This is a genomic window from Myxococcus guangdongensis, from assembly GCF_024198255.1.
GTDB lineage: Bacteria > Myxococcota > Myxococcia > Myxococcales > Myxococcaceae > Myxococcus > Myxococcus guangdongensis.
Genome location: NZ_JAJVKW010000001.1, coordinates 586,234 through 611,564, shown reverse-complemented (window position 1 = coordinate 611,564; position 25,331 = coordinate 586,234). Strand labels below are relative to the sequence as shown.

Annotated in this window: 24 protein-coding genes; 11 read left to right on the top strand and 13 right to left on the bottom strand. The window is 69.7% G+C overall.

Annotated elements, in window-relative coordinates:
* Nucleotides 1–18: 18 nt before the first annotated feature.
* Complete coding sequence (locus LXT21_RS02495) at nucleotides 19–1,887, bottom strand: 3-oxoacyl-[acyl-carrier-protein] synthase III C-terminal domain-containing protein (RefSeq protein WP_254036465.1); 1,869 nt, start codon at nucleotides 1,885–1,887, stop codon at nucleotides 19–21.
* 311 nt (nucleotides 1,888–2,198) lie between these two features.
* Between LXT21_RS02495 and LXT21_RS02490 the strand changes: the two genes are divergently transcribed.
* Nucleotides 2,199–3,800: a GMC oxidoreductase gene (locus LXT21_RS02490; RefSeq protein ID WP_254036464.1), complete on the top strand. Its 1,602-nt coding sequence runs from the start codon at nucleotides 2,199–2,201 to the stop codon at nucleotides 3,798–3,800.
* Nucleotides 3,801–3,807: 7 nt separating this feature from the next.
* Here the strand turns inward: LXT21_RS02490 and LXT21_RS02485 are convergent, their stop codons facing one another.
* Nucleotides 3,808–4,323 carry an OmpA family protein gene (locus tag LXT21_RS02485; RefSeq protein ID WP_254036463.1) on the bottom strand — a complete coding sequence of 172 codons (516 nt, stop codon included), beginning with the start codon at nucleotides 4,321–4,323 and terminating at the stop codon, nucleotides 3,808–3,810.
* Between the two features lie 283 nt (nucleotides 4,324–4,606).
* Between LXT21_RS02485 and dgt the strand changes: the two genes are divergently transcribed.
* A complete protein-coding gene (gene dgt, locus LXT21_RS02480; protein WP_407666963.1) occupies nucleotides 4,607–5,995 on the top strand; it encodes a dGTP triphosphohydrolase in 1,389 nt (462 codons plus the stop codon).
* 18 nt (nucleotides 5,996–6,013) lie between these two features.
* On the opposite strand, the gene LXT21_RS02475 is transcribed toward dgt, so the two are convergent.
* Nucleotides 6,014–6,469, bottom strand: a complete 456-nt coding sequence (locus tag LXT21_RS02475; RefSeq protein WP_254036461.1) for a VOC family protein — start codon at nucleotides 6,467–6,469, stop codon at nucleotides 6,014–6,016.
* Between the two features lie 144 nt (nucleotides 6,470–6,613).
* Here LXT21_RS02475 and LXT21_RS02470 point away from each other — a divergent pair, with 144 nt between their 5' ends.
* Nucleotides 6,614–7,732 carry a sensor histidine kinase gene (locus LXT21_RS02470; RefSeq protein WP_254036460.1) on the top strand — a complete coding sequence of 373 codons (1,119 nt, stop codon included), beginning with the start codon at nucleotides 6,614–6,616 and terminating at the stop codon, nucleotides 7,730–7,732.
* A complete protein-coding gene (locus tag LXT21_RS02465) occupies nucleotides 7,725–8,525 on the top strand; it encodes a LytR/AlgR family response regulator transcription factor (protein ID WP_254036459.1) in 801 nt (266 codons plus the stop codon). The genes LXT21_RS02470 and LXT21_RS02465 overlap by 8 nt, the downstream gene beginning before the upstream one ends.
* On the opposite strand, the gene LXT21_RS02460 is transcribed toward LXT21_RS02465, so the two are convergent.
* The 3 genes from LXT21_RS02460 to LXT21_RS02450 all read right to left on the bottom strand — a co-directional run bounded on the left by LXT21_RS02460 (nucleotide 8,522) and on the right by LXT21_RS02450 (nucleotide 11,436).
* Nucleotides 8,522–9,061: a hypothetical protein gene (locus LXT21_RS02460; RefSeq protein WP_254036458.1), complete on the bottom strand. Its 540-nt coding sequence runs from the start codon at nucleotides 9,059–9,061 to the stop codon at nucleotides 8,522–8,524. The two genes, LXT21_RS02465 and LXT21_RS02460, sit on opposite strands and share 4 nt — an antisense overlap.
* A 20-nt stretch (nucleotides 9,062–9,081) precedes the next feature.
* Entirely contained in the window at nucleotides 9,082–10,512 is a 1,431-nt protein-coding gene (locus tag LXT21_RS02455) for an MBL fold metallo-hydrolase (RefSeq protein WP_254036457.1), read from the bottom strand.
* 216 nt (nucleotides 10,513–10,728) lie between these two features.
* The gene (locus tag LXT21_RS02450) at nucleotides 10,729–11,436 is read right to left on the bottom strand and encodes a hypothetical protein (RefSeq protein WP_254036456.1); all 708 of its coding nucleotides are present in this window, start codon (nucleotides 11,434–11,436) and stop codon (nucleotides 10,729–10,731) included.
* Between the two features lie 176 nt (nucleotides 11,437–11,612).
* Between LXT21_RS02450 and LXT21_RS02445 the strand changes: the two genes are divergently transcribed.
* Complete coding sequence (locus LXT21_RS02445; protein WP_074955898.1) at nucleotides 11,613–12,287, top strand: SOS response-associated peptidase; 675 nt, start codon at nucleotides 11,613–11,615, stop codon at nucleotides 12,285–12,287.
* A gap of 182 nt (nucleotides 12,288–12,469) precedes the next feature.
* On the top strand, nucleotides 12,470–13,291 hold the full coding sequence (locus LXT21_RS02440) for an alpha/beta fold hydrolase (RefSeq protein WP_254036455.1): 822 nt from the start codon (nucleotides 12,470–12,472) through the stop codon (nucleotides 13,289–13,291).
* Nucleotides 13,292–13,348: 57 nt separating this feature from the next.
* Here the strand turns inward: LXT21_RS02440 and LXT21_RS02435 are convergent, their stop codons facing one another.
* On the bottom strand, nucleotides 13,349–13,858 hold the full coding sequence (locus LXT21_RS02435; protein ID WP_254036454.1) for a hypothetical protein: 510 nt from the start codon (nucleotides 13,856–13,858) through the stop codon (nucleotides 13,349–13,351).
* A 254-nt stretch (nucleotides 13,859–14,112) separates the two neighbouring features.
* On the opposite strand from LXT21_RS02435, the gene LXT21_RS02430 reads away from it, so the two are divergent.
* On the top strand, nucleotides 14,113–15,501 hold the full coding sequence (locus LXT21_RS02430) for a neprosin family prolyl endopeptidase (protein WP_254036453.1): 1,389 nt from the start codon (nucleotides 14,113–14,115) through the stop codon (nucleotides 15,499–15,501).
* A 73-nt stretch (nucleotides 15,502–15,574) separates the two neighbouring features.
* Here the strand turns inward: LXT21_RS02430 and LXT21_RS02425 are convergent, their stop codons facing one another.
* Together LXT21_RS02425 and LXT21_RS02420 are read right to left on the bottom strand one after the other, a co-directional pair.
* Entirely contained in the window at nucleotides 15,575–17,089 is a 1,515-nt protein-coding gene (locus LXT21_RS02425; protein WP_254036452.1) for an Hsp70 family protein, read from the bottom strand.
* Between the two features lie 80 nt (nucleotides 17,090–17,169).
* Nucleotides 17,170–17,742 (bottom strand): helix-turn-helix domain-containing protein, encoded by a 573-nt coding sequence (locus LXT21_RS02420; RefSeq protein ID WP_254036451.1) that lies wholly within the window; start codon nucleotides 17,740–17,742, stop codon nucleotides 17,170–17,172.
* Between the two features lie 47 nt (nucleotides 17,743–17,789).
* Here LXT21_RS02420 and LXT21_RS02415 point away from each other — a divergent pair, with 47 nt between their 5' ends.
* The gene (locus tag LXT21_RS02415; RefSeq protein WP_254036450.1) at nucleotides 17,790–18,482 is read left to right on the top strand and encodes an AzlC family ABC transporter permease; all 693 of its coding nucleotides are present in this window, start codon (nucleotides 17,790–17,792) and stop codon (nucleotides 18,480–18,482) included.
* Nucleotides 18,479–18,787: an AzlD domain-containing protein gene (locus LXT21_RS02410; protein ID WP_254036449.1), complete on the top strand. Its 309-nt coding sequence runs from the start codon at nucleotides 18,479–18,481 to the stop codon at nucleotides 18,785–18,787. Before LXT21_RS02415 ends, LXT21_RS02410 begins: the two co-directional genes overlap by 4 nt.
* Nucleotides 18,788–18,813: 26 nt before the next feature.
* Here LXT21_RS02410 and LXT21_RS02405 read toward each other — a convergent pair whose 3' ends face one another.
* Together LXT21_RS02405 and LXT21_RS02395 are read right to left on the bottom strand one after the other, a co-directional pair.
* Nucleotides 18,814–19,224: a hypothetical protein gene (locus LXT21_RS02405; RefSeq protein ID WP_254036936.1), complete on the bottom strand. Its 411-nt coding sequence runs from the start codon at nucleotides 19,222–19,224 to the stop codon at nucleotides 18,814–18,816.
* 492 nt (nucleotides 19,225–19,716) lie between these two features.
* Nucleotides 19,717–19,986 (bottom strand): hypothetical protein, encoded by a 270-nt coding sequence (locus tag LXT21_RS02395; protein WP_254036448.1) that lies wholly within the window; start codon nucleotides 19,984–19,986, stop codon nucleotides 19,717–19,719.
* A 236-nt stretch (nucleotides 19,987–20,222) separates the two neighbouring features.
* On the opposite strand from LXT21_RS02395, the gene LXT21_RS02390 reads away from it, so the two are divergent.
* Entirely contained in the window at nucleotides 20,223–21,629 is a 1,407-nt protein-coding gene (locus LXT21_RS02390) for a hypothetical protein (RefSeq protein ID WP_254036447.1), read from the top strand.
* A gap of 4 nt (nucleotides 21,630–21,633) precedes the next feature.
* On the opposite strand, the gene LXT21_RS02385 is transcribed toward LXT21_RS02390, so the two are convergent.
* Entirely contained in the window at nucleotides 21,634–22,167 is a 534-nt protein-coding gene (locus LXT21_RS02385; protein WP_254036446.1) for an RICIN domain-containing protein, read from the bottom strand.
* Between the two features lie 326 nt (nucleotides 22,168–22,493).
* Here LXT21_RS02385 and LXT21_RS02380 point away from each other — a divergent pair, with 326 nt between their 5' ends.
* Nucleotides 22,494–23,591, top strand: a complete 1,098-nt coding sequence (locus LXT21_RS02380) for a helix-turn-helix transcriptional regulator (protein ID WP_254036445.1) — start codon at nucleotides 22,494–22,496, stop codon at nucleotides 23,589–23,591.
* 63 nt (nucleotides 23,592–23,654) lie between these two features.
* On the opposite strand, the gene LXT21_RS02375 is transcribed toward LXT21_RS02380, so the two are convergent.
* A complete protein-coding gene (locus LXT21_RS02375) occupies nucleotides 23,655–25,139 on the bottom strand; it encodes a sigma-54-dependent transcriptional regulator (protein WP_254036444.1) in 1,485 nt (494 codons plus the stop codon).
* Nucleotides 25,140–25,331 lie beyond the last annotated feature (192 nt).

Below are 25,331 nucleotides of genomic sequence, written 5' to 3'. Positions count from 1 at the left end.
CCCGCACCATGACACGACTCAGACATTTCCCAGCTCCTCGAGCTGGAGCAGGTACAGGCGCGCCGTCACCTTCGCCGTCTTGACGATGCGCGCCGCCAGCTCCGGCGTGAGGATGCCCGAGCCGAGCGCACCGTCCAGCCGGTCCAGGTGCGTGGCGTCGTTGTCGCCGTGGTAGAGGAAGAACCTCACCTGCTCGTCCTCCAGGCGCAGTTGCTCGCGGATGGCCGTGCCCCAGCGCCGGGCCACGCGGCTGCCCAGGCCCTCGATGATGAACATGGCCCCCAAGAGGTCGAACGGGTTCTCCTGACTGGCGCGGTGGAACATCCACGCCGACAAGGCCTCGCTGCCGATGTTCTTCGGCGCGCGGGTGATGGCCTCGTGCGTGCCTCCCACGGAGACGTAGTGCCCCTCCAGCATCTCGTAGTCGCGGTGCTCGTCGCGCGCGTGACGGATGAACGAGGAGCGCAAGGCCAGGTGCTCGGCGGTGATGCTGGACGCGGCGCGCGCAATCCAACGTGAGCCCTCCACCACCTGCTGCCGCATGTTGACGAGCAGCTCGCGGTAGTCCTCCACGGTGAAGACCCCTCGGCGCAGCTTGTCGAGAATCGGCACCTGCTGGAGCCTCGACTCGAAGTCCACCCAGACGTGTGTCAGCTCGCGCACCAGCTGCTCCCGCACCGGCTCGCCGTCCGCGCGGGGGCTGAGGGGAAGCGGACCGAGCTCGTCGGCGCTCTCGAACGAAGGCGTGGCCGCGCGCTCAGGTCCCACGACGGTGAGCAGGGCGTGACAGGTGATGAAGCCGCCGCTCTCGGGGACCATGCAGTAGATGCGCTGGCCCGGACGCGCGCGGCCCTCGTTCACCAGCTCCTCCAACATGAGGAAGATGGAGGCGCAGCCCGTGTTGCCGCGCGTGGAGAGGTTGGTGAACCACTTCTCCTCGGGGATGCGCACGCCGCCCCGTCCCAGCAGGTCGACGATGGGCTTCTTGAAGTAGTGGGACGAGTAGTGGATGCAGAACCAGTCGACCTCGTCCGGACGCAGCAGCCCCTGGTCCATCAGCGCGAAGAAGCCGTCCACGCCCAGCGCGACCAGTGACTCCAGCCGGCGGATGTCCTGCTTGATGTTGAAGGCGCCCTGCGCCGCGGCCTCGGTGACGCTGGGCTGGTCGAGCCAGGTGGGCCCGAAGCCACCCTCGGGCGTGTAGCGGGCGCCCACGTACATGTTCAGCTCGTGCCGGTTGGCGTGCGAGCGGATGTCCATCCACTCCACCTTCAAGCTGAGCCGCGTGGGGTGCGGCCGGTCCTGCACCACGGCGGCTGCCGCTCCGTCAGAGAGCATCCAGCGCAGGAACTCCGCCTCGAAGGGCACGCTGTCGTCCGCGGTGACCTCCTCGTAGTGGCGCGCCTTGAGCAACCGGCTCACCAGCTCGCTGGCGCAGACGACGGCCCTCTTGGCCTCTCCGCCGGAGACCTGGAGCGCCGCGGCGCGCAGGGCCTGCATGCCGCTGGAGCAGATGCCATGCAGCGACGCCACCTCGCACGCGGGGCCTCCCAGCGCGCGGTGGACCTGGCTGGCGAAGCCCGGCAGCACCAGGTCGCCCTGGGTGGTGGCGGTGACGAGCAGGTCCATCTCCCCCAGGGTGATGGGCGAGCGCGACAGCGCATCCTGGATGGCGTTCACCGCGAGGTCCCAGTTGCGCAGCACGGTGCGCTGCTCGCGATCGATGGCGTAGTGGCGCTGGGTGATTCCGTTCTGGGAGAGGACGCGGGCGCGGGCCCTGGAGGGCTTGCCCCGGACCCTGCCGAGGTAGTCCTCCATCTGCTCATTGGTGATGGGCTCGCCGGGGAGGAACTTCCCCAGGCTGGTGATGAAGACGTCGTGGGCCATGCGCGGACCATATGCCGTCCGCCCGAGCCATTTCCCCGGGGGAGGAAATGACCCGCGTGAGCCCTGCTCACGCCGCGTCCACCCGCATGACGGCGCTGACTTCGACAAGGAGCGGCCGGGGACTGGATGGGACGGCCGGGAAAACCCGCTTCGGGGCGCTGGCCTGGAGGACGAGCGTGCGCCATGCGACCTGAGCGGGCTTCGTGGCGCGCGGGCCCCCGGGGTGTTTCGCATAGAGTGCGCCCTCGTCGTGCCGCGGCGGTGCCGGTGGGCGAGGGCCGATGCCGGGGACTGCGAAGGACGGGAGACGCATGGACTGCGACTGGCTCATCATCGGCTCGGGCTTCGGCGGCAGCGTCAGCGCGCTGCGGTTGACCGAGAAGGGCTACCGCGTGGTGATGCTGGAGAAGGGGCGGCGGCTGGCTCCCTCCGACTTCCCGAAGACGAACTGGAACCTGAAGCGCTGGATGTGGATGCCCCAGCTCGGCTGGCGGGGCCTGTTCCAGATGAGCTTCTTCCGCCACGTCACGGTGCTGTCGGGCGTGGGCGTGGGCGGCGGCTCGCTCGTCTACGCCAACACGCTCCCCATCCCGAAGGACGACTTCTTCCAGGCCTCCTCGTGGGGACACCTGGCCTCCTGGAAGGACGAGCTGTCGCCGCACTACCTCACCGCGCGCAGGATGCTCGGCGCCACCCCCAACCCGCGCAGCACCGTGGCGGACCAGGTGCTCGCGCAGGTGGGCCAGGACCTGGGCCGCCCGGGCTTCGAGCCGTCCACCGTCGCCGTGTACTTCGGCGAGCCCGGCGTCACGGTGAAGGACCCCTACTTCGGCGGAGAGGGCCCCGAACGCACCGGCTGCACGTCCTGCGGCGGGTGCATGCTCGGCTGTCGTCACGGCGCGAAGAACACGCTGGACCGCAATTACCTCTACCTCGCGGAGAAGCGCGGCCTGACGCTGCACGCGGACACGGAGGCCACGTGGGTGCGGCCCCTGCCGGACGGCGGCTACGAGGTGCAGGCGAAGCAGGGCACGGGCCTCTTCGGGCGGCAGACGCTGCGCCTCACCGCGAAGAACGTCATCTTCGCCGGTGGTGTGCTGGGCTCGCTGTCGCTGCTGCTGCGGCTCAAGGAACACAAGGATGGGTTGCCCCAGCTGTCGGAGCGCCTGGGCGACGGCGTGCGCACCAACTCCGAGGCGCTCATCGGCATCGTGAGCGGGCGCCCGGAGCATGATTTGTCGAAGGGCATCGCCATCGGCTCCATCCTGCACACCGACGAGCGCTCGCACCTGGAGCCCGTGCGCTTCTCGGAGGGCTCCGGCTTCTTCCGGCTGCTGATGGCGCCGCAGGTGCCCGGCAAGTCGATGCTGGGGCGTCTGGCGCGAGTGGCGGGCCTGCTCGCGCGGCATCCGCTGCGCTTCCTCAAGGCGTGGTTCGTCCCGGACTTCGCCAAGCGCACCCTGATCCTGCTCTACATGCGCACGCTGGAGGGACACCTGCGCATGCGGCGCGGTCGGCTGCTGAAGAACGGGCTGTCCACCGGGCTGCAGTCCGGCCCCGCGCCCACGGCCAACATGCCCGAGGCGTTCGACCTGGCGCGCCGCGTGGCGGACAAGCTGGATGGCTATCCGATGACGATGGTGAGCGAGACGGTGCTGGGCATCCCGACGACCGCGCACATCCTCGGCGGCTGCTGCATGGGAGACTCGGCGGCGACGGGCGTCATCGACCATCGCCACCGGCTCTTCGGCTACGAGGGACTGTACGTGGTGGACGGCTCGGCCATCTCCGCCAACCCGGGCGTCAATCCCTCGCTCACGATTACGGCGCTGGCCGAGCGCGCCATGACCTTCATCCCCCACGCGCGGAAGGGCGAGGAGGACGCGCCGCGGCTCGCCCGGCTGCCGTCCTGAGCGCGCGCTACAGGCGGACCTGGAGCTCGTAGCGGCGGTTCTTCGCCTTCTTCGCCTCGGTGTTGTCCGGCTTCACCAGGGGCCGGTCGGAGCCGAGGCCCACGGCGACGATTTCTCCGCGGGGGAGGCCGCGGGCGACCAGCTCCTTGACGATGACCTCCGCGCGCTGCTCGCTGAGCTTCTTGTTCTTCGCCGCGTCGCCCGTCGAGTCGGTGTGGCCGGAGACCTCGAACTTGTAGCTCTTCACCCCGCCGGCGGTGAGCTGCTTCTTGGCGTCGATGAGGGCATTGGTCAGCTTCTTGAGCTTGTCCTCGCAGCCGGCGGCCAGCTCCGCGGTGCCCGTCTTGAAGCTGCACTGGTTCTTCTGGCCCTCCTCGAGGAGCTTGGTGTTGACGCGCTTCTCGACGGTGGACTTGCCCGCGTCACCCGCGGCCTTCTTGAGGTTGTCGAAGGGGCTCTGCGCGGCGGCCACGCCCGGGATGGCCAACAGCGACACGGCGATGCACAACGCCTTGAGCTTCATACGGTGAGACTCCTTGGGTTCCGCTGGAGGAGGGAACCGGGCGCAGGCTGCCCAGGGCGCGTGTCCTCGTCCAGCGTCCCGAGGCCCGGCGAGCGACCCGGGCGCCGTCCGCTCGCCGGGTGGGACAACGGCTCCGTGCCCGCCCGTCCCATGAAACTTGCCTCCGCGTACGGGCGGAGCAGCATGCTCCCGTCATCCTCTCTCCTGGGATGGCAGCGAGGCACTTTCAGTGGGCGGCAGCGGTCGAACGGAGCGGTGGCAGCGATTCTTGTCGGGACACCGGGTGGGCTCGGAGCCGAAGCCCGTGGAGGCTCGGGTGGAGAAGGCGCCCGAGGGTGAGGTCTCGCTGGATGAGCGCACGCCGTACGACGTGGACTACGACCGCATCGTGTTCTCCAGCGAGTTCCGCTGCCTGCACGACAAGACGCAGGTCTTCCCGTTGTCGACGAGCGACTACACGCGCACGCGGCTGACCCACAGCATCGAGGCTTCGTGCGTGGGGCGTTCGTTGGGGCAACTGGCGGGCCTGGGGCTGAAGGCGCAGGGGGTGAAGGTGGAGCCCTCGCACCTGGGCACCATCGTCGCGGCGGCGTGCCTGGCGCATGACATCGGCAACCCGCCCTTCGGTCATTCGGGCGAGGCGGCCATCCAGCACTGGGTCTCGCAGCGGTTGGCGAAGCCGGGCGAGGCGCTCGCGGGCAAGCCGAGTCCCTTCACGAAGGTGGAGGAGTGGCGGGACTTGGAGAGCTTCGAGGGCAACGCGCAGGGCTTCCGCATCCTCAACCGGCTCCAGTCGCGCGAGCGGCGGGGCGGGCTGCGCTACACCGCGGCGACGCTGGGGGCGATGAGCAAGTACCCACGACCGTCGGTGCTCCCGGGCGGACGCGACGCGAGCAAGGCTCGCGTGTCGGAGAAGAAGTTCGGTTACTTCCAGGACGACCACGTGCTGGCGCTGGAGACCTACCGCGCCGCGGGCCTCCCCGAGCGCGAGGAGGGCGTCTTCTCCCGTCACCCGCTGGCCTTCCTCGTCGAGGCGGCCGACGACATCTGCTACGCGGTCATCGACCTGGAGGACTCCGCGAAGCTGGGGCTGGTGCCGACGAAGGAGGCGTGCGAGCTGCTGGACGAGGTGCTCCCTCCCTCCGAGAAGTCGACCCGGCCACCTCCCGCGCACCTGGAGACGCGCCTGGCGCAGGCCCGCGCGCGCGTGATTGGCGTGCTCATCCAGGCGAGCAAGCATGTGTTCCTGGAGCACGTGGAGCAGATGGAGGAGGGCGAGTGGGAGAAGCCGCTCGTCTCCGCGCGGGACGACGTGCGCGTGCCGCTCGACGCCATCAAGAAGCTGACGCGTCGCAAGGGCTACGAGAGCGAGCGCGTGCTGCAGATCGAGAGCGCGGGCTTCAAGACGCTCGGCGGCCTGTTGGACATGTTCGCGCAGGCGGTGGTGACCGACACGCCCAACCGGGAGGAGAAGAAGCTGCGGCAACTGCTCCCCCTGGAGCTGTTCCAGCGTCCGGACAAGCCGCTGACCAGTGAGGCCATCGGCGACGCGCTCGCGCGGCTGTCCATGTACCAGCGGCTCTTGTGCGTCACGGACTACATCTCCGGGATGACGGACGGCTTCGCGGTGGCGCTGTACCAGCGCCTGTCCGGCATCAAGCTGCCGACCTAGCGGCGTGTGCGTCGCCGCTCAGGCGTGCAGCCCTTCCGAGGGTGCATTCGTGCGCGTCTGCCGTCCCCGTCGCTCCATCTGGGCGAAGGAGTCGTCGATGGCCAGGATGTTGCCCGAAGGGTCCTTGAACCACGCGGACTTGAAGTCGCCCATCGACGCGACGCCGTTCTTCGTCTGGATGCCCATCTCGGGGATGTCGTAGTCCTCGAGCTTCACGCCCGCCTGGCGCAGCTCGTCCACCGTGGCTTCCACGTCCTCTACGGCGAAGGAGCACGCGGTGGCGGTGGAGCCGGACGGTGTCGGGCGCTCGTAGACGAGCAGGAGCGAGTCACCGCCCACGCGGTACATGGCCGCGCCTTCCTCCGAGACCTCCTTGACCTCGTCGAACCCGAGCACCTCGCCGTAGAAGCGTCGGGCCGCCTTCAGGTCCGTCACCGCCAGGGTGGGTACCGCCCTCGTTCTTCCCAGTCCCATGAGTCCGTCCTCCTCGAGGGACAGGTGGGCACCGGCCGGGCGACGCGCAAGCGAGGACACGGCGTGGCTGTCGCCTCCTGGCTCCGTGGAAGGCCATGGGTGGCGCGGGATGACTCCGCTACACTCAGGGGCACCGTGACGCCGATGGAAGAGACAGCTGCCTCCACGTGGCGGCGAGCGCTGGGGCTCGTCGCGGTGTGGACCGTACCGGGGACGCTGTCCGCGCTGGAGACGTACTTCTTCAGCCTGTCGTCGCCTCGGCCGATGGAGCCGTGGCGCGCGTTCCTGACGCAGCTTCCGGGTTGGTATGTGTGGGTGCCCGTCACGCCCCTGGTGTTCGCGCTGGCGGAGCGACTGCGGTTGGGGCGGCCCTTCCGCGCGGGCGCCTGGGTGGGGCACGTGCTGGCGTGCCTGGGCGTGAGCGGGCTGTTCGCGCTCGTGTACACGGTGTGCCAGCGGGCCTTGGGCGCGGGGATGGGAAGCGTGTCCTTCGGGGCGATGCTGACGCGCTATGCGCTGGGCTGGTTGCCGATGATGGCGATGACGTATGTCGCGACGGTGGGGGTGGCGCAGTCGCTGGCGGCCCGGAGGAGGGAGCGAGCGCGGGAGCGTCAGGCCGCGGCGCTCGCCGTCGAGCTCGCCGAGGCCCGACTCCAGGCGCTCCAGGTCCAGCTCCATCCGCACTTCTTGTTCAACACCCTGAACGCCATCGTCGTGTTGGTGCGGGATGGGGAGAAGGACACGGCCGCGAGGATGCTGGTGTTGCTCGGGGACATCCTGCGCCGGTTGCTCCAGCAGGGCGCGACGCAGGAGGTGTCCCTCCGGGACGAGCTGTCGGTGCTGGAGCGGTACCTGGAGATACAGCAGCTGCGCTTCCAGGACCGGCTGCGCGTGGACTGGGACGTGGACGAGGCGTTGATGGACGCGCGAGTGCCGCACCTGGTGCTGCAGCCGTTGGTGGAGAACGCCATCCGGCACGGGGTGTCGGCCCGCACGGCGGCGGGGATGCTGCGCATCCGGGCGCGGCGGCACGGCGAGGCGCTGGAGTTGGAGGTGGAGGACGACGGGCCGGGTTTGCCCGTGGGCTTCGATGTGGAGCGAAGCCCGGGCATCGGGCTGTCCAACACCCGGGCGCGGCTGTCCCAGCTCTACGGGGCGGCGGGGCGCGTGAGCGTGGCGGCGGCGCCGGAGGGCGTGGGGACCGTGGCCACGGTGTCGCTGCCCTTCCAGCGCGAGGACTCCCGAGGGGCCGCACGTGGCTGAGCTCAGTGTCCTCCTGGTGGATGACGAACCGCTGGCGCGGCGCGGGCTCCGGCAGGTCTTGGCGCGGCATCCGGACGTGACGGTGTGCGGCGAGTGCCGCGATGGTCGCGAGGCGGTGGACGCCATCCACGCGCTGAAGCCCTCGCTGGTGTTGCTCGACGTGCAGATGCCGGAGCTGGATGGCTTCGGGGTCATCCGCGAGGTGGGCGTGTCGCGGATGCCCGCGGTCATCTTCATCACCGCGTTCGACACCTTCGCCGTGCGCGCCTTCGACATGCACGCGGTGGACTATCTGGTGAAGCCCTTCGCGGACGAGCGCTTCGACGAGGCGCTGAGCCGAGCCCGGCAACGACTGCGACAGGGCGAGGCCGTGGAGCTGGGGCGAAAGCTCGCGGCCCTGCTCGCGGACACGGGGCATTCGACTCCCATGGAGAGCGACGCTCCCCGACAGGATGAACACCCGAACCGGCTGGTGGTGAAGGTGGGGGCGCGCTCGGTGCTCGTGCCGGTGACGGACATCGACTGGATTGGCGCGGACGACTACTGCGTCACGCTGCACGTGGGCGACAAGGAGCACGTGCTGCGCGAGAGCCTCGCGTCACTGGAATCCCGTCTGGACGCGGAGCGCTTCGTGCGCATCCACCGCTCGGTCATCGTCAACGTGGAGCGCATCCGTGAGCTGCATCACGACTCGGCGACGGAGGTGGTGGTGGTGCTGAGCACCGGCCAGCGCCTGCGCGTCAGTCGGAGTCGACGCGAGGAACTGGAGCGCAGGCTCGGACGGGCGCGCTAGGTATCCCGTCGATAGGCGGGAGGAATCTGCTCCCCCTCCAACTGGACTCGTGTCCCGACCGTCTGCTCGCCGAAGCAGACGAGCCGGATGACGTCGTTGAAGTCCTTCAACCGGATGTAGAGGATCCACGCCTCATCCAGGAGCCACCAGCCGCCGTCCGCCGTCACGAAGAAGGTGGCGAAGTCGCTCGTGGCCACGGGACACGCGGTGTCCGAGAGGGTCCGTTTGACGTCGGGGATGCAGAAACCGTCGATTCCATCCGCCGCGGCGCTCGCGTCGAACTTCAGGTGGCGATGGTCGAGCCCGCGCAGGTGCAGCCCCTCCATGGACGCCATCACCGCCCGGACGGAGTCATGGACGTGATAGCCGAGGCCCTCGAGCTCCGCGCGCACGGTGTCGATGGGCACCGTGCGCGGTTGGAGGACGCCGCGCTGCCGGAGGAAGTCCCGGACCTTGGGCTCGAGCACTCCCATCCAGGGATGAGTGAACAGCGTCTCGTCGTTCATGCGGATGCGACCCCGTTCGTACTCCCGCATCCTCTCACACGTGCCTCACTTCAGGGCTTCACCTCGGAGAGCGGCGGGGCCTGCTGCTTCTCCACCGCCGCCGTGAGCGAGGCCACCTCCGTGGCGCTCAGGTGCATGCCGAAGACGCGGTCCACGTCCAGTCGCTCACGCGCGATGACCTCCATCGTCTCGGAGACCTGCTGCACGTTGAAGAACGTCCCATCCGGGCGAGGCTGGACCAGGTCGCTGGTGTAGAGCAGCCGGTGCTCGGGTAGCGCGACGAAGAGCATCCGCTCCCCGGTCTCCGTGCGCACGGGGACCAGCTCCAACCGGTTCTTCCCGCTGCCGAGCTTCACGCGTTGCCCCACGTTGACGAGCAAGGCGGCCCGAGGCGCGCGGGCGAGCGCGTCCGGCGCGAGGGTCCGAGGCGCCGTGAGCACGCCCTGCAGGAGCGGCCGGTTGAGGTCCAGCACGTGGAGCGGGACGCCGCGCGCGGCGTACTCGCGGACACCGCCCACGTGAGGCCAGGCATCGCTCGTGGAGACCACGGCCTTCACCTTCACGCCGGGGAAGCGGCGCTGGGCCTCCTCCAGGATTCGCGCCGAGTAGCCCGAGGAGATGGGCGCCTCGACGATGACCAGGCCGTCGTCCTGCTTCACCAGCGTGACATCCCACGCACCAGGCAGGTGCACGACGCCCGGCGCCAGCTCGACGGCCGGGCGGTCGGGGTGGCCCAGCGGCAGGTCCTCCACCGTCATCTTGCCGCGCGCGCCGAAGCCCTTCTTCACGTCCTCGGGGATGGCGAAGTCCTCCTCGGAGACCTTCGGCGCCAGCTCCAGCCGCGTCACCGTGAAGCTGTGGTACGCCTGTCCCTTGCGCTCCCACTCCCAGTGGCGCGGATAGCGCAGCCCGCCCGGCTCCAGGGACCACGCCTGGAAGAACAGCCGCGTCGTCACGTCACCCCAGACACTCCAGAAGAAGTCCGACGGGTGCGCGTCCTGCGTCTCCACCATCGTCGGCAGCCGCGTCCTCGCGTTGAGGTACAGCTTTACCCGAGCGTGGCCATGGCGGAACGCCACCACGTGGTGCGGCACGTCCTGCAGGCGGGTGTCCGCCAGCGCGCGCAGCTCCGGAGCGGCCAGCGCGGTGAAGAGGATGCGCTCGGGCGCGAAGTCGAGCCGCTCGTTCATGTCCTGGAGCTGTGCGCCTCCCGCGGGGCGTCGCTGGCCGCCGCGCTCCAGCATCACCACGCCGTCGGACAGCACCATCGTCGCGCCCTGCCAGTCCTCGAGCCCTCCGGAGCCACGGCCCTCGGTCTTCATGCGCAGCCGGCGCTGTCGCGGGTCGCGCACCTCGTCGACCTGCTCGTAGCTGACGAGCCACGGCGGGGCAGGGCGCTCGGACTGCTCCATCAGGTTCCAGTGGCCGATGCCCTGGATGCGCAGCGCGGAGAGGGCCTGGAGCTTCGCTTCACCCCCCATGGCCTCTAGCGAGGCCCGCAGGTGGGCACGGGAGGCGTCCTCGGCCGCGAGGGCGGAGGACGCGAGGACCAGACCGAGGAGCACGAGTAACGGAGCGGTTCGTCTCATGCCCCCAGGATGTCGAGGCGCCCGAGTGCTTCCGGCGCCTTTGCAGCCAATGGCGAGAGGGGCGCGGCGAAGTGCGCGCCCGGGGCGGCGAATGGTGGACCGTCGTGCTCAGTCGCCCGCGACTGCGAGCTGCCAGTCACCGTCCTTGTCGATGCCGACGCGGAGGCCCAGGTAGCTGCCCATCTCCTTGCGCATGCTCTCGAGGGTGGCCTTCGGGTAGACACCGGCGAGCATCTTCACGTCCTTCTCCGTCTTGAGGCCGGTGATGTGCACGGAGGGCCAGTAGTAGAGGTCTCCCTCCTGGGCGTAGGGCAGCTCCAGCACCTGGACGATGCGCGCGAGGGTGGGCTCGCCCTTCGCCTCCTGCTGCTTCCAGAACGTCACCGCGTCCTCGTCGGGGCCGAAGCTGAAGCGCACGCTCTTGCCCTTCTCGTCCACCAGCCTGCCCAGCTCCGTGTAGTCGCAGGCGCGCGCGGCGGCGATGATGCGGGTGCGCATGCTCTCCACCGCCGGAGGCAGGGGCGGCTTCGGCGCGGCCTTCGTGGAGGCCTTCAGCTTCGCCGCCGAGCAGTCCGTGCTGCCCGCGGCCTGCGCGACGGCCCCGGCGTCACCCGTTCCCGCGTCGGTCAGGTCCACCGCGCTCCCCGTCGTGCCGGGAGCGACGGGAGGGGAGTCGGGGACGACGGGCTGGGTGGGCGCCACGGCGGCGGCAGGGGCCCCCGCGTCCGCCGGACCGCTGGCGGGAGTGGCGGTGCGCTCGGTGCAGGCGACGAGTGAGGCGGCGACGCAGATGGACAGGCGGGTCAGGCGATTCATGGCACCCGTATGTAGTTCAAGCCCCCGGGCCCGTGTCTTCTCACGCGCCCCTTCTGGTGACTCGAGGACGAACGTTCATTCCCCAGCCCCGCGCGCACCGCCGGACGGCGACCGGGCGCGGACGCCACGCACGAGTCGCTTGGGTCCGCCTCCGGACGAGGTGATACTCCCCACCCATGTGCGGCCGTGTCACCGTTCGGACCTCTCCTGATCAGCTCGTGGTGGAGCTGGGCCTCGCCGGCATTCGCATGGCGGTGGACCGCCCCCGCTTCAACCTGGCGCCCACGCAGCTGATGCCCGTGGTGCCCAATGACGGAGCGCGGATGCTGGACGCCTTCCGCTGGGGGCTCATCCCTTCGTGGGCGAAGGACGCGAGCATCGGCAACAAGCTCATCAACGCGCGCGGGGAGACGGTGGCGGAGAAGCCCAGCTTCCGCAGCGCGCTCAAGCGTCGCCGGTGCCTGGTGCTGGTGGACGGCTGGTTCGAGTGGAAGCAGTCCACGAAGCCGAAGACGCCCTTCTACTTCCACCGCGCGGACGGCAAGCCCCTGGCGCTCGCGGGGCTGTGGGAGGAGTGGACGGCGCAGGACACCGGCGAGGTGCTGCGCACCTGCACCATCATCACCACCAGCCCCAACGCGTTGATGGCGCCCATCCATGACCGGATGCCCGTCATCCTGCCGCCCCCGGCCCAGGAGGTGTGGCTGCGCCCAGAGCCCCAGGAGTCCTCCGTCCTGCTGCCCCTGCTGGTGCCGGTGGCGGATGACGGCCTGGATGCCTACGAGGTGGCGCGCGTGGTCAATTCTCCCACGAACGACGTGCCGGCCTGCGTGGAGCGGGTGGCGGCGTAGCCGGGAAAAAACAACCGCTCTGTCGAAATGCGAAGGGCCCGTTCGTTCGCCTCCCCGAAGTCGAATGCGTCGGAGGATTCGCGATGAAGGACCAGGGACAGCAGGGGCTCAGCCGCCGTTTCATCCTGGGGGCCGGGGCCGCGTGTGTCGCGAGTCTTGGACTCTCTTGCCGGGGACACACCATGAACACGAAGCCGCAGCAGGGTGGCTACGCCACCGTCGACGACCTGAAGGTCTATTTCGAGGTCCACGGAGGTCCGCTCGAGGGAGGCAAGGCGCCGCTCGTCCTGCTGCCCGGGGGCATGCTGGCCATCGAGACGGCCTTCACGAAGGACCTGCTCCCGCGCTTCGCCAAGAGCCGCCCCGTCATCGCCATGGAGATGCAGGGACATGGCCACACGGGAGACAGGCCGGGGCCCATCCAGCTGGAGCGCATGGTGAAGGACGTCGCGGGCGTGCTCGCGCACCTCGGCGTGAAGCGGGCCCACCTGCTGGGCCACAGCCTGGGCGGGATGATTGCCACGGGCGTGTGCGTCCACCACCCCGAGGTCGTCGCCAGCGCCACGCTCCTGAGCGTCACCTACACGCTCGAGGGCATGCAGCCCGAGCTGGTGAAGATGCAGAGGGATCCGACGCACGTGCCCTCGCCCGAGCTGATTCCGCTCCTGCCCACGGAGGCGGACTTCCTGTCGTGGAAGGCGAACTTCGACAAGTACAACCCGGACCCGTCCAACTTCGAGTCCGTGCTGGCGCGACTGAACACCCTGTTGACGGAGTGGAAGGGGTGGAGCCCGGCGCAGCTCAACGGCATCCGCGCCCCCGTGCTGCTCGCGCTCGGGGACAATGACTTCACCCGCCTGGAGCACGCGGCGGAGATGTACCGCCTCATCCCCGGCTCGAAGCTGGCCGTGCTGCCGAACACCACGCACATGAACATCATCGAGCGCGGTGCCTGGCTGGAGCCCATGGTCCAGGAGCTCATCGCTCGGGCGGAAGGCGCCTGAGCGGAGGAGGCCACCCGCGCCGCGCCGTCCCTTCCGACGCGCGGCGCGAGCGCGCGGCTACTGGAGGTTCGGCGTCCCCGAATCCGGCGTGCCGGCGTCCGCCGTGCCGCCATCGAACGGGATGAAGATCGTCGTCTGGGAGCAGCCCCCGTCGCAGTGGCCGCAGGACAGGGGCGTGCAGCCACCCAGGTCCGCCTTGCAGCCCCTGGGCGCCGGGCAGGCCTGCCCCGAGCAGGTGCCGGTGCAGATGATGATTCCCTCTCCGAGGGCCGTCGCGCTCGAGGCCGTGTGAGAGCCGGGAGACTCCACGCGGACGGAGAGGGTGGAGACTCTCTTCCCCTCCTCCTCGTGGCTCTTCTCCGGACCGAGCGCCGTCATCACCGTGCCCTCCAGCCGCCGGGCGACGTCGGGAGGCGTGTTGTCGACGAAGGCGCACGTCGAGGAGTCCGTGGCCACGGCGGACTCTATTCGCGACGTCGCCCGGGGCTCGTCACCACAGGCCCAGAGCGCCGCCACCGCCAGGACCACCGCCACCACGACACGATGCAAGGGATTGAGAGAGGTCATGGCCTCGAGTCTCGCTGGGACTCCCCGTGCGGGCTGGCGTCAGCCTGGAGGATGTCCAACCCCTGACACTCCGGCGCGTCCAGGACTCCAGCCCCGCGCCAATCTTCCCGCCCTGCCGTTGCTCCTCCCGCGCGCCCACGCATCCGCACGTGCGACATGGAACGCTTTGAACCGAAGGATTCCCAGACAGGCGTTCATTCCATGCCTCGCCGTGAAGCAGGCCAGGCATTCCAACCCACCAAGAGGGGCATTGCATGAACGAGCAACGAAGGTCGTCGCGTGGCTGGCGTCTGGGCCCGGTGTCCGGAGTGATGCTGGGCGCGCTGGCGTGCGGAGGTGCCGTGGCGCCCGAGGTCGCCGCTCCCGAGGCCACGGGGAGCACGGCGTTGGTGGAGCGCGTGCGGGACACGACGGAGCTGGCCCGGATGAAGGCCTACGCCGAGTCGCTCTACGACGAGAAGGACGTGGTGCATCGCTTCACCAGTCGGGGCGGCGAGGCCATCGACTGCGTGCCGCTGTACGCGCAGCCCGCGCTGCGTCAGCCAGGCATGGAGAACCACCGCATCCAACTGGCGCCGGGCACCGAGCCCATCGCGCGTCCGGAGCGGCAGGTGGCGCCCGGGGACTCGCTCGCGACGAAGTGGCGCGCCGAGCCCGCGACGCTGGAGGGCCGCGCGGACGAGGTGGACGCCACGGGCGCGCGCAGGCAGTGCCCGGAGGGGAGCGTGCCCATCGTCAAGCTGACGCTCGACACGCTCAAGCGCTTCGAGTCGGTGGACGACTTCCGGCGCAAGATTCCCAATCACCTGACGGGCAACGTCTCGGTGGAGACGGGCAAGCGGCGCTCCGAGCAGCAGCCCACGCCGTCCCTGCGCGCGGGCCCCACGGACCTGCACCAGTACGCGCACACCGCCCAGGGCGTGGGCAACATGGGCGCGGAGGCCATCTTCAACCTGTGGAGCCCGTACACGGAGCTGAGCAGCGAGTTCAGCCTGTCGCAGATGTGGGTGGTGCGCGGCTCCGGCGCGTCGCTGGAGACGGTGGAGGCCGGCTGGCAGCGCTACCGCGACCTCTACGGTGATGACCGCGCGCGCCTGTTCATCTACTTCACGCCGGACAACTACGGCAGCGGCGGTTGCTACAACCTGAGCTGCGGCGCGTTCGTCCAGACGAACACGTCCGTCTTCATCGGCGGAGGCTTCGACAACTACAGCGTCTCCGGCGGCGCCCAATATGAGTTCAAGCTCATGTGGTACAAGGATGGCACCACGGGCGCCTGGTGGCTGAAGTTCCAGGACATCTGGGTGGGCTACTACCCGCGTGCGCGCTTCGACGCGGCGGGTCTGGCGGACCGGGCGGACGTCATCGATTTCGGCGGCGAAATCATCGACAACCGCAACCTCAACCTCCACACGTCCACGGACATGGGCAGCGGCGCGTACCCGGGCGCGGGCTGGAGCAACGCCGCGTACACCCGCAACATCCTCTACGTGGACACGGGCAATGTCTATCGTGAGCCCACGGCGCTGGGCGCGTGGCGCAACGACAGCAATTGCTACGACATCATCCAGGGCAACAACCCGGGCGGCTGGGGCCGGTACTTCTACTTCGGCGGTCCGGGCTACAACGGCAACTGCACGTAGTCCGCGTCACCCGACCCGGGTGGGGAGACAGGCGTGCCTGCTTCCCACTCGGGCCCCCGTGGCAGCGAGTCGCTCACGACGTGCGCTTGGGGGCGCGCAGGTCGGTAATGGGCAGCGGGTGGCGGGTGCCCTGGGGCGAGACGAGGGCGGCGGCGAGGACGAAGTCCTGGCCCATGCGCAGCTCCAGGGTGGTGGGCCCCTTGTGCGTGGTGCGCCAGTCCAAGTCGATGCGCACGGTGCCGAGCAGCTCGCGGTCCACGGTGGTGGTGTCGAGCGACTCGAAGAGGGCGACGGAGATGGGGCCGGGGATGAGGGGCAGCTCCAGCGTCACCGACTTCGTCGCAGGCACGGGGGTGTTGGCGGGGATGACCTCGTGCTGGGCGCCGCCGGGCACCATGATGCCGATGGGCATGGGCACCACGTCCGACAGGCCGGTGATTCCGCGCGCCAGGTTGCGCCCGAGGATGGCCGCGCCCACCGCCACGCCCAGCTCCGGGTTGACCTCCTTGTCCGAGGACAGCCGCTTGAAGTGGGAGAAGCGCTGCCGGATGACGGGCATGCGCGTCTGGCCGCCCACCAGCACCAGCTCGTCGATGTGCTCCGCCTTGAGCTTGGCGCGCTCGAGCACGTCGTCGCACGCGGACGCGCTGCGCTCGATGAGCTGGAACACCATCTCCTCCAGCTGCTTGCGCGTCAGCGTGTAGTCGAAGTCGATGAAGCCGCCGTCCTTCTGCGCGATGCAGGGCACCCGGAGCACCGTGGACTCACGCGTGCTGAGCGCCATCTTCGCGGACTCGGCGGCGAAGACCAGCCGCTGCATCACCACCTGGTTGCCGCGCAGGTCCAGCCCGTGCTGGCGCTGGAAGTCCGCCACCAGCAGCTCCACGATGCGCTCGTCGAAGTTGGCGCCGCCCAGGAACGCGTCGCCGCCCGTCGCCAGCACCTTCACCACCCGGTTCTGCACCGCGAGCAGCGTGGCGTCGAACGTGCCGCCGCCCAGGTCGAACACCATCACCGTCTGCTCGGGGTTGCGCAGGTTGGCGTAGTAGAGCGCCGCCGCCGTCGGCTCGTTGATGATGGCGCGCACTTGCAGCCCGCACATCTCGGCGGCCTGCCGCACCGCCTCGCGCTGGCGGATGCTCGCGTGCGCGGGAACGGTCAGCACGCACTCCTTGAAGGGCTCGCCGGCCGCGTGCGTGGCCAGGGTGAGGATCTGCTTGATGACCAGGTGGGTGACGTCCGTCAGCGACGTCTGCTTCCCGTACATCGTCACCGCGGTGTAGCCGTCCGGTGCCTCCACCAGCTCGAAGGCGTACTTGTCCTTGTGCTGCGTGACGTACTCGGACTGGTAGCGACGGCCCAGGAAGCGCTTGGCGCCGAAGACGGTGTGCCGGGGGTCGTCGATGATTTGCCGGCGGGCCGCGTGGCCGACGATGGCCTTGTCCGCCGCGTGGAACCACACCACCGAAGGCAGCGTGAAGCTCTTGTCCGTCACCGGCACCAGCCGCAGCTTGCCCGTCTTGTCGAAGAAGGCCGCTGACGTGTTGGTGGTCCCGAAGTCGATTCCGAGGATGGGGGCCGTACTCATGCGGACCGGAGTCTCCCATGTCTGGCCCGGCGGTTCAGCTCCGGAGATTCCAGGGATTCAGAGTCGCGGGGTTCTCCTGCCTACACGTGTTCCATCACCATGACGGCGACGGTGTGGGGGGCGAGCGCCTCGTAGAGGTGGGGCACGTCACCGGGGAAGGTGGCGTAGTCGCCGGGAGCCAGCTCCACCGGGTTGTCCGTGGGGCCCGCGCGCAGCCGACCCTTGCTGACGATGAGGTGCTCGACGCTGCCGGGGATGTGGGCCTGGGCGTGGCGGGCGGAGCCGGGCTCCAGGGTGATGACGTAGAGGTCCCTGCGGGCGCCAGGCGGGCAGGCGGACAGCATGATGCCGGTGAAGTGGGCCTGCTCGGAGCGGATGGCGGCGCCCTCGCCGGCGCGGATGACGCGCACCTCGCGAGCGGGCGGGTCCACCAGCCGGCTGAAGGGCACGCCCAGCGCCACGGCCAGGGCCCAGAGCGTCTCGATGCTCGGGTTGCCGGCGCCCGACTCCAGCTGCGACAGCGTGGACTTGGAGATGTCCGCGCGGCGGGCGAGCTCCGACAGGGACATGTCCGCGCGCTCACGCTCCCGGCGCAGGGCGACGGCGATGGCGTCCAGCGGACGAGGCGTCTTGGGCGTTCGTTTTACCGGCATGGTCGTTCTTATTGACGAACGGGCGGCTTCTGTCCACATTGAGATGCATGGAGAACGTGGACCGGGTGTTGGTGCGGGACGTGGGGGCGGTGGCGCTGGCGTCGGGGGTGGTGGGGGTGTCGTTCGGCGCGCTGGCGGTGGCGGCGGGGATGTCGGTGTGGATGGCGCTGTTCATGTCGGTGGTGGTGTTCGCGGGGGGCGCGCAGTTCGTGGTGGTGGGGATGGTGGCGGCGGGCGGCAGTCCGGTGGCGGCGGTGCTCGCGGGGCTCCTGCTCAACGCGCGGCATCTGCCCTTCGGGCTGGCGGTGGCGGACCTGTTGGGGAAGCGGTGGCCCACGCGGCTGTTGGGCGCGCACCTGATGGTGGACGAGTCGGTGGCCTTCGCCCTGTCGCAGCGAGAGCCGGGGCGGCGTCGGGCGGCCTACTGGCTGTGCGGCGGCATGTTGTTCGTGGGGTGGAACACGGGCGTGGTGCTGGGCGGCTGGGCGGGGCGCGTGGTGGGCAGCTCCGAGTCGCTGGGGCTCGACGCGGCGTTCCCCGCGTGCATGGTCGCGCTGCTGTTGCCGTCGTTGTTGCCGCCCCGGGAGCAGGACGCGGAGGCCGGCGCGAGGGAGCGTGCGGCGAAGGCGCGCAAGGTGGCGCTGGTGGGCGCGCTCATCGCGTTGGTGCTGACGCCGTGGCTGCCCATGGGGCTGCCGGTGATTCTGTCGATTCTCGCCGTGGGAGTGGCGCTGCGATGACCTTGCTGCCGATTCTGGTGCTGGCCCTGGGGACGTATGGCTTCCGCGTGGCGGGGCCGCTGTTGAGCGAGCGGCTGAAGCTGTCGGCACGGGTCCAGGAGCGGATGGCGCTGGCGACCATCGCGATGCTGGCGGCGCTCGTGGCCACCTCGACGCTGCTGGTTCAGGGGGGCTTCGCCGGGTGGGCCCGGCCGGCGGGGGTGCTCGTCGGCGCGGTGCTCGCGTGCCTGCGTTTGCCCTTCATCGGGGTGGTGATTGCCGCGGCGGCGAGTGCGGCGGGACTGCGGCTGCTCGGAGTGCCGTGAGTCGGGGTGGCTCCGAGCGGGTGGCTTCAGTCGAATTCGTAGTGGAAGGGCGGCGTGAAGCCGTCCGTGTGCGTCGGCGGGGAGACGGGGCTGTCCGGCACGGTGTTGGACAGGGGGAGGCCATGGCTCTCGAACTGGGTGGTCCGGCAGCGCCCCTCCGAAAAGAAGGACTTGAACTGACGGAGCGCGCGCATCTGGGTGTCGGGGCGTCGGCGGAAGGTCGGGTCCCCGGCGAGAGTGAAGACGTAGCGGGGAGGGAAGGTGCCCCCGAGGAATGCCTCGCCCGTGCAATCGCTGGTCTCGAAGTAGCTCGAGACGTCCTGGAAGACGGGCTTGGACCTGCCGGTCTCGATGTCCACGGACCAGACGAGGCCCTGGGCGTCCGCGAAGAGGGTGTCGTTGCTGACGAAGCGGCCCGTGGCGTCGTGGACGCGCATGGTCCGGGTCGCGGGGCCTGGAGGCCCGGAGGCGCCCGTCTCTCCCTTGGGGCCGGTCGGGCCCATCGCCCCCGTGAGGCCCTGCGGGCCGGTGGGGCCCGTGACACCCTGCGGACCCGTGAGGCCCTGCGCACCGGTGGCCCCGACAGGACCTTGTGGACCGATTGAGCCCGTGGCGCCGGCGGGGCCCTGTGGTCCGGTGGGACCCGTGGAGCCGACAGGCCCCTGTGGACCCATGGGACCTCCAGCGGGCCCTTGGGGGCCTTGTGGACCGGGCGGGCCGGCGGGACCCTCCTTGGAACAGGCCGTGGACACCAGACAGCAGAGCGTCAGCGTTCGGAGCAGTGCGGAGGTCATGGGCGACTTGCCATCACACGTCAGTCGAGGCCGCGAGGGCAACAGGTGTGTGTGCGTTTCGCGCCATGTCTGGCTTCACCAGGAGTGGCGTCGAGTCACTCCCGTCCGGAAGGCCCGGACGGGAGCGGGCCTCGTTCAGGGACAGGCGCTCTGGTTGTAGGTCTTGGGGTAGGGCGTCAGGTTGCCCTCGAAGACGGGCGCCGCGCCACAGACACACGTCAGCGTGCCGAGCACCTCCGTGTACGTCTTGTTGTAGTACTTGGTGAGGTAGGCGCTGGTGCACAGCGCCGACGCGGTGACTCCTCCGCCCTGGGTCTCGGGCGGGGGCGTGTCCGTGTCGGCCTCGCTTCCACCACAGCCCATCAGCAGCGCCGCCGCCAGCAGTCCTCCGAGAATGCCTCGCATGCGTCCTCCTGGAACTCCGTCTCCGGTGGGTGTTGCCCTCGCGAGGATAGGGCATCGCGGCGGGGTTCGCTGTCAGCTGACCCCGAGCGGAAACCTTCAGCATGTCTGGATGAAGGCGCCCCGGCGCCGCGCGCAACGTCGAGGGCGAGATTCCTTCGGGCGCTGTGTGTATTTCTTCACGTCTCTGCCGACCGATATCGACGCCCCGCGAGGCGTGATAACCGCGACGCATGCGAATGAATCAGCGATGGCTCGAGGTGACGCTCCTGGCGACGGCGCTGTGTCTGTGTGCCTGCGGCTCCAGTGACTCGAAGGACGACGCGGGCGTCCAGGACGCGGGCCTCCCGGATGCCGGTGGTGACGCGGGGACGCCGGATGCGGGGACTCCGGACGCGGGGCCCGAGGTGCCCTCCTTCGAGCAGGGCGACGGCGTCTCGCGTGAGTCCACCGTGGTGGGTGGAATCGACGTGGACCGCTACACGTGGACGGACTCGAAGGGGCGCCCGAGGACGCTGTCGCTGAAGCGGCAGACCGCCGCGGGCAACGGCGGGTACGCGGTCCAGATGACCTACCAGGTCGCCGCGGGCGCCGACTGGCGCACGGTGACGGTGGATGGCACGGGCGGCGGCGAGCGTGGCTTCGGCTACTTCGTGGGGCACGAGCTGTACCGCCAGTTCGACAACGGCGCGTCCGGCACCATCGCGGGGCTGCACGACGAGGACGACTCGCCGCTGGGGTATGGCTTCCCGGTGCAGGGTGCGCACTCGGCCATCCTGCCGGCGAGCACCACCGCCAGCCACACCTTCACGACGACCTATCCGAAGTGGGGAACGCGGGCGGCCATGGCGGACGTCACCGCGGCGACGCCAGCCGCCGCCGCGTCCCACCAGAAGTTCATGGTGCCGCTCACCCTTCGCTGGGTCTTCCAGAAGGGCGTCGACTTCCCGCGCCTGGACACCCGGTTGGACCTGGGTGAGGCGACGGCGGGACAGCTCTCGTTCGACATGCGAGGCCCCTACGGCGTCGTCGAGTTCGCGGACGCGGACACGCAGGCGTCGCTGAGCAACGTGCAGTGGGGCGACACGCGCAACCACTTCACCACGCAGGCGCCCGTGGCGGGCGCGCTGACCACCCAGGCGAACTGGACGTGGAACGAGCCCATCGGCACCACGCGCAAGTACCACGCGCTCATCGCGCGGCACTCGGGCACGGGGGTGTTGTACGAGCTGGGCCTGTTCGAGCTGAAGCTGGGCCAGGACGCGGGGCTGGTCTACGGCGGCTACAGCACCAACAATGGCTCGACGAAGGCCGCGACGGGGCGGGCGCTGCTGAGCGACGGCTTCTCCGCGGGCGAGTGGCCGTTCCAGTCCGCGCAGTACAGCGGGCTCAACGCGGCGACGGGCGTGACGGGCAAGAAGTTCGCCTGGGGCTCCAGCCCGTTCTACGGCTCGGCGTTCACCTCGGTGTACTTCAACAACGACTTCAGCACGGCCATCAATGCCTTCCCCGCGAGCAAGGCGCTGCTCTACCGGACGTGCCTGGTGATGGGCGTGTCCCCGTTCACCGACGCGAGCCGCAAGTCGTTGACGCGCCAGGTGGCGGAGAGCGCCTCGCCGAGCTGCGCGACGGCCGACCCGCTCTGAGCCGTCACTCCAGGCCTCCTGCCTCGCCCGGGCAGGAGGTGGAGACCCGCGTCTCATGGGGGGATGACACGCCCCAGGACGTCTGGGCACCCAGACAATCCCTGTCGCGCCATCCCACCAGGAGGGTGCGGCTCTCGTCCGAGTAGAAGTGGAGGCGCTCGGTATCGCCAGACGCCCGGGGCCGTCGTTGAGGGGCGCGAGCGGCCTCGGGAGGGGTTTGCATGAGGAGCCGCTCGAACACCGAGCGATGGACATTCCATTGCTGTGAGGGCTGGGGCAGACATTCCGGGTGCAGGCGGATGCGAGCCCCGCCCACGGGCTCCGGCGCCCCCTCCACGCATCCCCCCGTCGCGGCGCTCTTCAGGCGGATGCCCCGGAACCCTGGAGGCGGGGCGGCGCCGGGCACCTCGAACGGGGTGACGACCCATTGCTGCTCCAGGCTGTCATCACACCGCGCGGAGACCAGATGTCGCCCGCGAGCGCCCAGACAGAAACTGCCATCCCGGATGCGCTCCCTGCGGGCGAGGACTCCCCGCACCGCTTCGAATTCCCAGTCGAGCGCGGGGCCATGGCAAGGCGCGGCGCTGACATGGCCACCAGGGTTTCCCCTGCCTGTCTTCAGGCAGTATTGCTGTTGTTGTTGATGAAGGACTGTCAGGGGCCGGACCTCCGCGGGGACGGATGCGCAGAGCGCCAAAGCCACACTCCGGGCGATGACGCGAGTCGTCACGCGACCATGGGGGGGATTGCGCACGGTTCCTCCACACGAGGGACAGGGATTGCCGACAGGGTGCGTTGGACCCGCCGGGCGCGTCTATCCCAGGAATGTGGGGAATTAGTGTCTAGTCTGGATAGAGTCAGGGAATGGTGACGCGTTCCCGGATGGAGCGAGCGTTGTTGGGGGCCTTGCGTGAGCTGTCCGACGCCGAGCTTCCCTTGGGAGAACTGTTCACGCGGCTGAATGTCTTGCTTCGAGAGCCCTTGGGCGTGGATGCGAGTTGTTGGCACGGCACGGACCCCGCGACGGGGCTGGTGACGTCGACGGTGATGGAGAACCTGGACCCGCGAGGCTTCGAGCGGGCGGCGTATCTGGAGCTGTGGGCGCCGGAGCCGTTGACGTTCGCGGGGTTGCGGGCGTCCGGTCAGCGGGTGGGCTCGCTGCGGCGGGCGGCGGGGGAGAAGCTCGACGAGAGCGCGCGTTACCGCGAGCTCATCGCGCCCTTCGGCTTCGGGGACGAGCTTCGGGTCAACTTCGACTTGTCGTCGGGCTGCTGGGGCGCGGCGACGTTCCTCCGGGCGACGGACCGGGGGCCTTACACGGAGCGCGAGCTGGGGATGATGGAGCGCTTCTCCGCGCACATCGGGCAGATGTTGTGGCGCTCGTACCAGGGCACGGTGCCGAAGGGGGACGGGCAGCCCCTGCCGGGCATCGCGGTGCTGGGGCCCCGGGGGCAGTTGATGTCGGCGGACCCGAGGGCGGAGGCCGTGTTGGCGGAGCTCGCGGAGACGTCACCGTCGTCCACGGGCGTTCCGTCCGGCGTCATCACCGTGGCCGAGCATGCCCGGGGCCTGGGCGCGGCGGGGCGCAAGGACGTGCCATCCCGTTCCAGGGTGAGGACGCGCGCCGGACAGTGGCTCACGTTGCATGCCTCCCTCCTGGAGGGGCGGCCGGACGGGCAGGTCGCGATTGTCGTGGCGCCCGCCACGCCCGCGGAGGTGCTGCCCATGGCGCTGATGAGCCTGGGGCTCACCGCCCGGGAGCAGGATGTGGCCATCCTGGTGACCCAGGGGCACACCACGGACACCATCTCCCGGCGACTGGTCATCACCCCGGCGACCGTGCAGGACCACCTGAAGGCCATCTTCACCAAGGCCAAGGTCCGCAGCCGGCGCGAGTTCATCGCCCAACTGGTGGGCATGTCCGCGGGGCCGCTGCCCCAGGGCGTCGCGCGTGGGGCGTGAAACAACACCGTGCCTGGAAATGTTTCAGCCTGGCGGCGCTGAAACACGGATGACGACACGGGATTACGTCTCGGATTGGCCGCGCCGGAGGCCCAATGCCTTCATTTTCTTATAGAAATGACCGCGCTCCAGGTCCAGGAGCCGGGCGGCCTCCGTGACGTTGTCATGGGTATGGGCCAGGACGTAGAGGATGATCTCCCGTTCGGCGTCCTCCACCTGCTCGCGGAAGGTCTTGTCCGCGCGGGGCCGGAAGCCCACCACGGGCGCCGACGGGGGAGGCGGCGCCATCAGCGCGGGCGCGGGCGTGCTCGCGGCGGCCACCACCGCGGAGTCCACCGACGGCGCCGGCGCGGCCACCTGCTCCACCGGAGGCGGCACTGCGCCGCGTCCTCGGGGCAGGAGCTCCAGCGCGTCCGTGCGCGTGACGACAGGACCCTCGCACAGGATGGCCAGCCGCTCGACCAGGTTGCGCAGCTCGCGCACGTTGCCGGGGTAGTCGTAGGCGCTCATCACCGCCAGCGCGTCCGGGGACAAGGTCAGCGGGCGCCGGCCGTTCTTCGCGCAGGCCTCGCGCAGGAAGGTGCCGATGAGGTCCGGCAGGTCCTCGCGCCGCTCGCGCAGGGGCGGCGAGTGAATCTGCACGACGTTGATGCGGTAGTACAAATCCTCGCGGAAGCGCCCGGCGGCAATCTCCTGCTCCAGGTTCTTGTTCGTCGCGGCGATGACGCGCACGTCCACCTTGAGCGTCTCCGCGCCGCCCACCCGCTCCAGCTCTCCTTCCTGGAGCACCCTGAGGAGCTTGGCCTGCATGGCGGGCGGCATGTCGCCAATCTCGTCGAGGAACAGCGTCCCCTCGTGCGCCAGCTCGAACTTGCCGCGGCGCACGCTCACCGCCCCCGTGAAGGCGCCCTTCTCGTGGCCGAACAGCTCGCTCTCGATGAGCTCGTGCGGCACCGCCGCGCAGTTGAGCTTCACGAACGGCGAGGCCTTGCGCCGCGAGTTCTGGTGCAGCGCCCGGGCGATGAGCTCCTTGCCGGTGCCGTTCTCTCCGGTGATGAGCACCCGCCCCTCGGACGGCGCCGTGCGCTGGATGAGCGAGAAGATGCGCTGCATGGCCGGCCCGCTGCCCACCATGTCGTAGCGCCCCAGCTGCTCGCGCAACTCGCGCAGCTCCTCCATCGCCGCCTGGTGCTTGAGCACGTTGCGCAGCGCGACCAGCAGCCGCTCCCGCGCGATGGGCTTCTCCAGGAAGTCGCGCGCCCCCAGCTGCGTCGCCTTCACCGCCGTGTCGATGGTGCCGTGCCCCGACATCATGATGACGGGCAGCTCGGGACGAAGCTCCGTGAGCCGGGCCAGCGCCGTCAGCCCATCCATGTCCGGCATCTTCACGTCCATCAACACCGCGTCCACCGGCCGCGCGCTCACCACGTCGAGCGCCACCTGCCCGCTGGCCGCCAGATGTGTCTGATATCCGGCAAGCTGCAACGACTGGCTCAGGGTCAGCAGGATGTTCTTCTCGTCATCGACGATGAGCACGGATGCGGGCATGCGGGGCGCTCCCGGCCCGGGGACCACGTCACGCGGCCGCTCCCGGGGAACAGGGACAATCTCACGGAAAATATTTGGACATTCAAGGGTTTCGGGGCGCGGGCGGGGTGTCTCGAAAGGGACAAAAGCTTTGACTCACCCCGGCGACTGAGACTACACGCGACCCCAATACCCGTCCCATGCGGGTGCTTC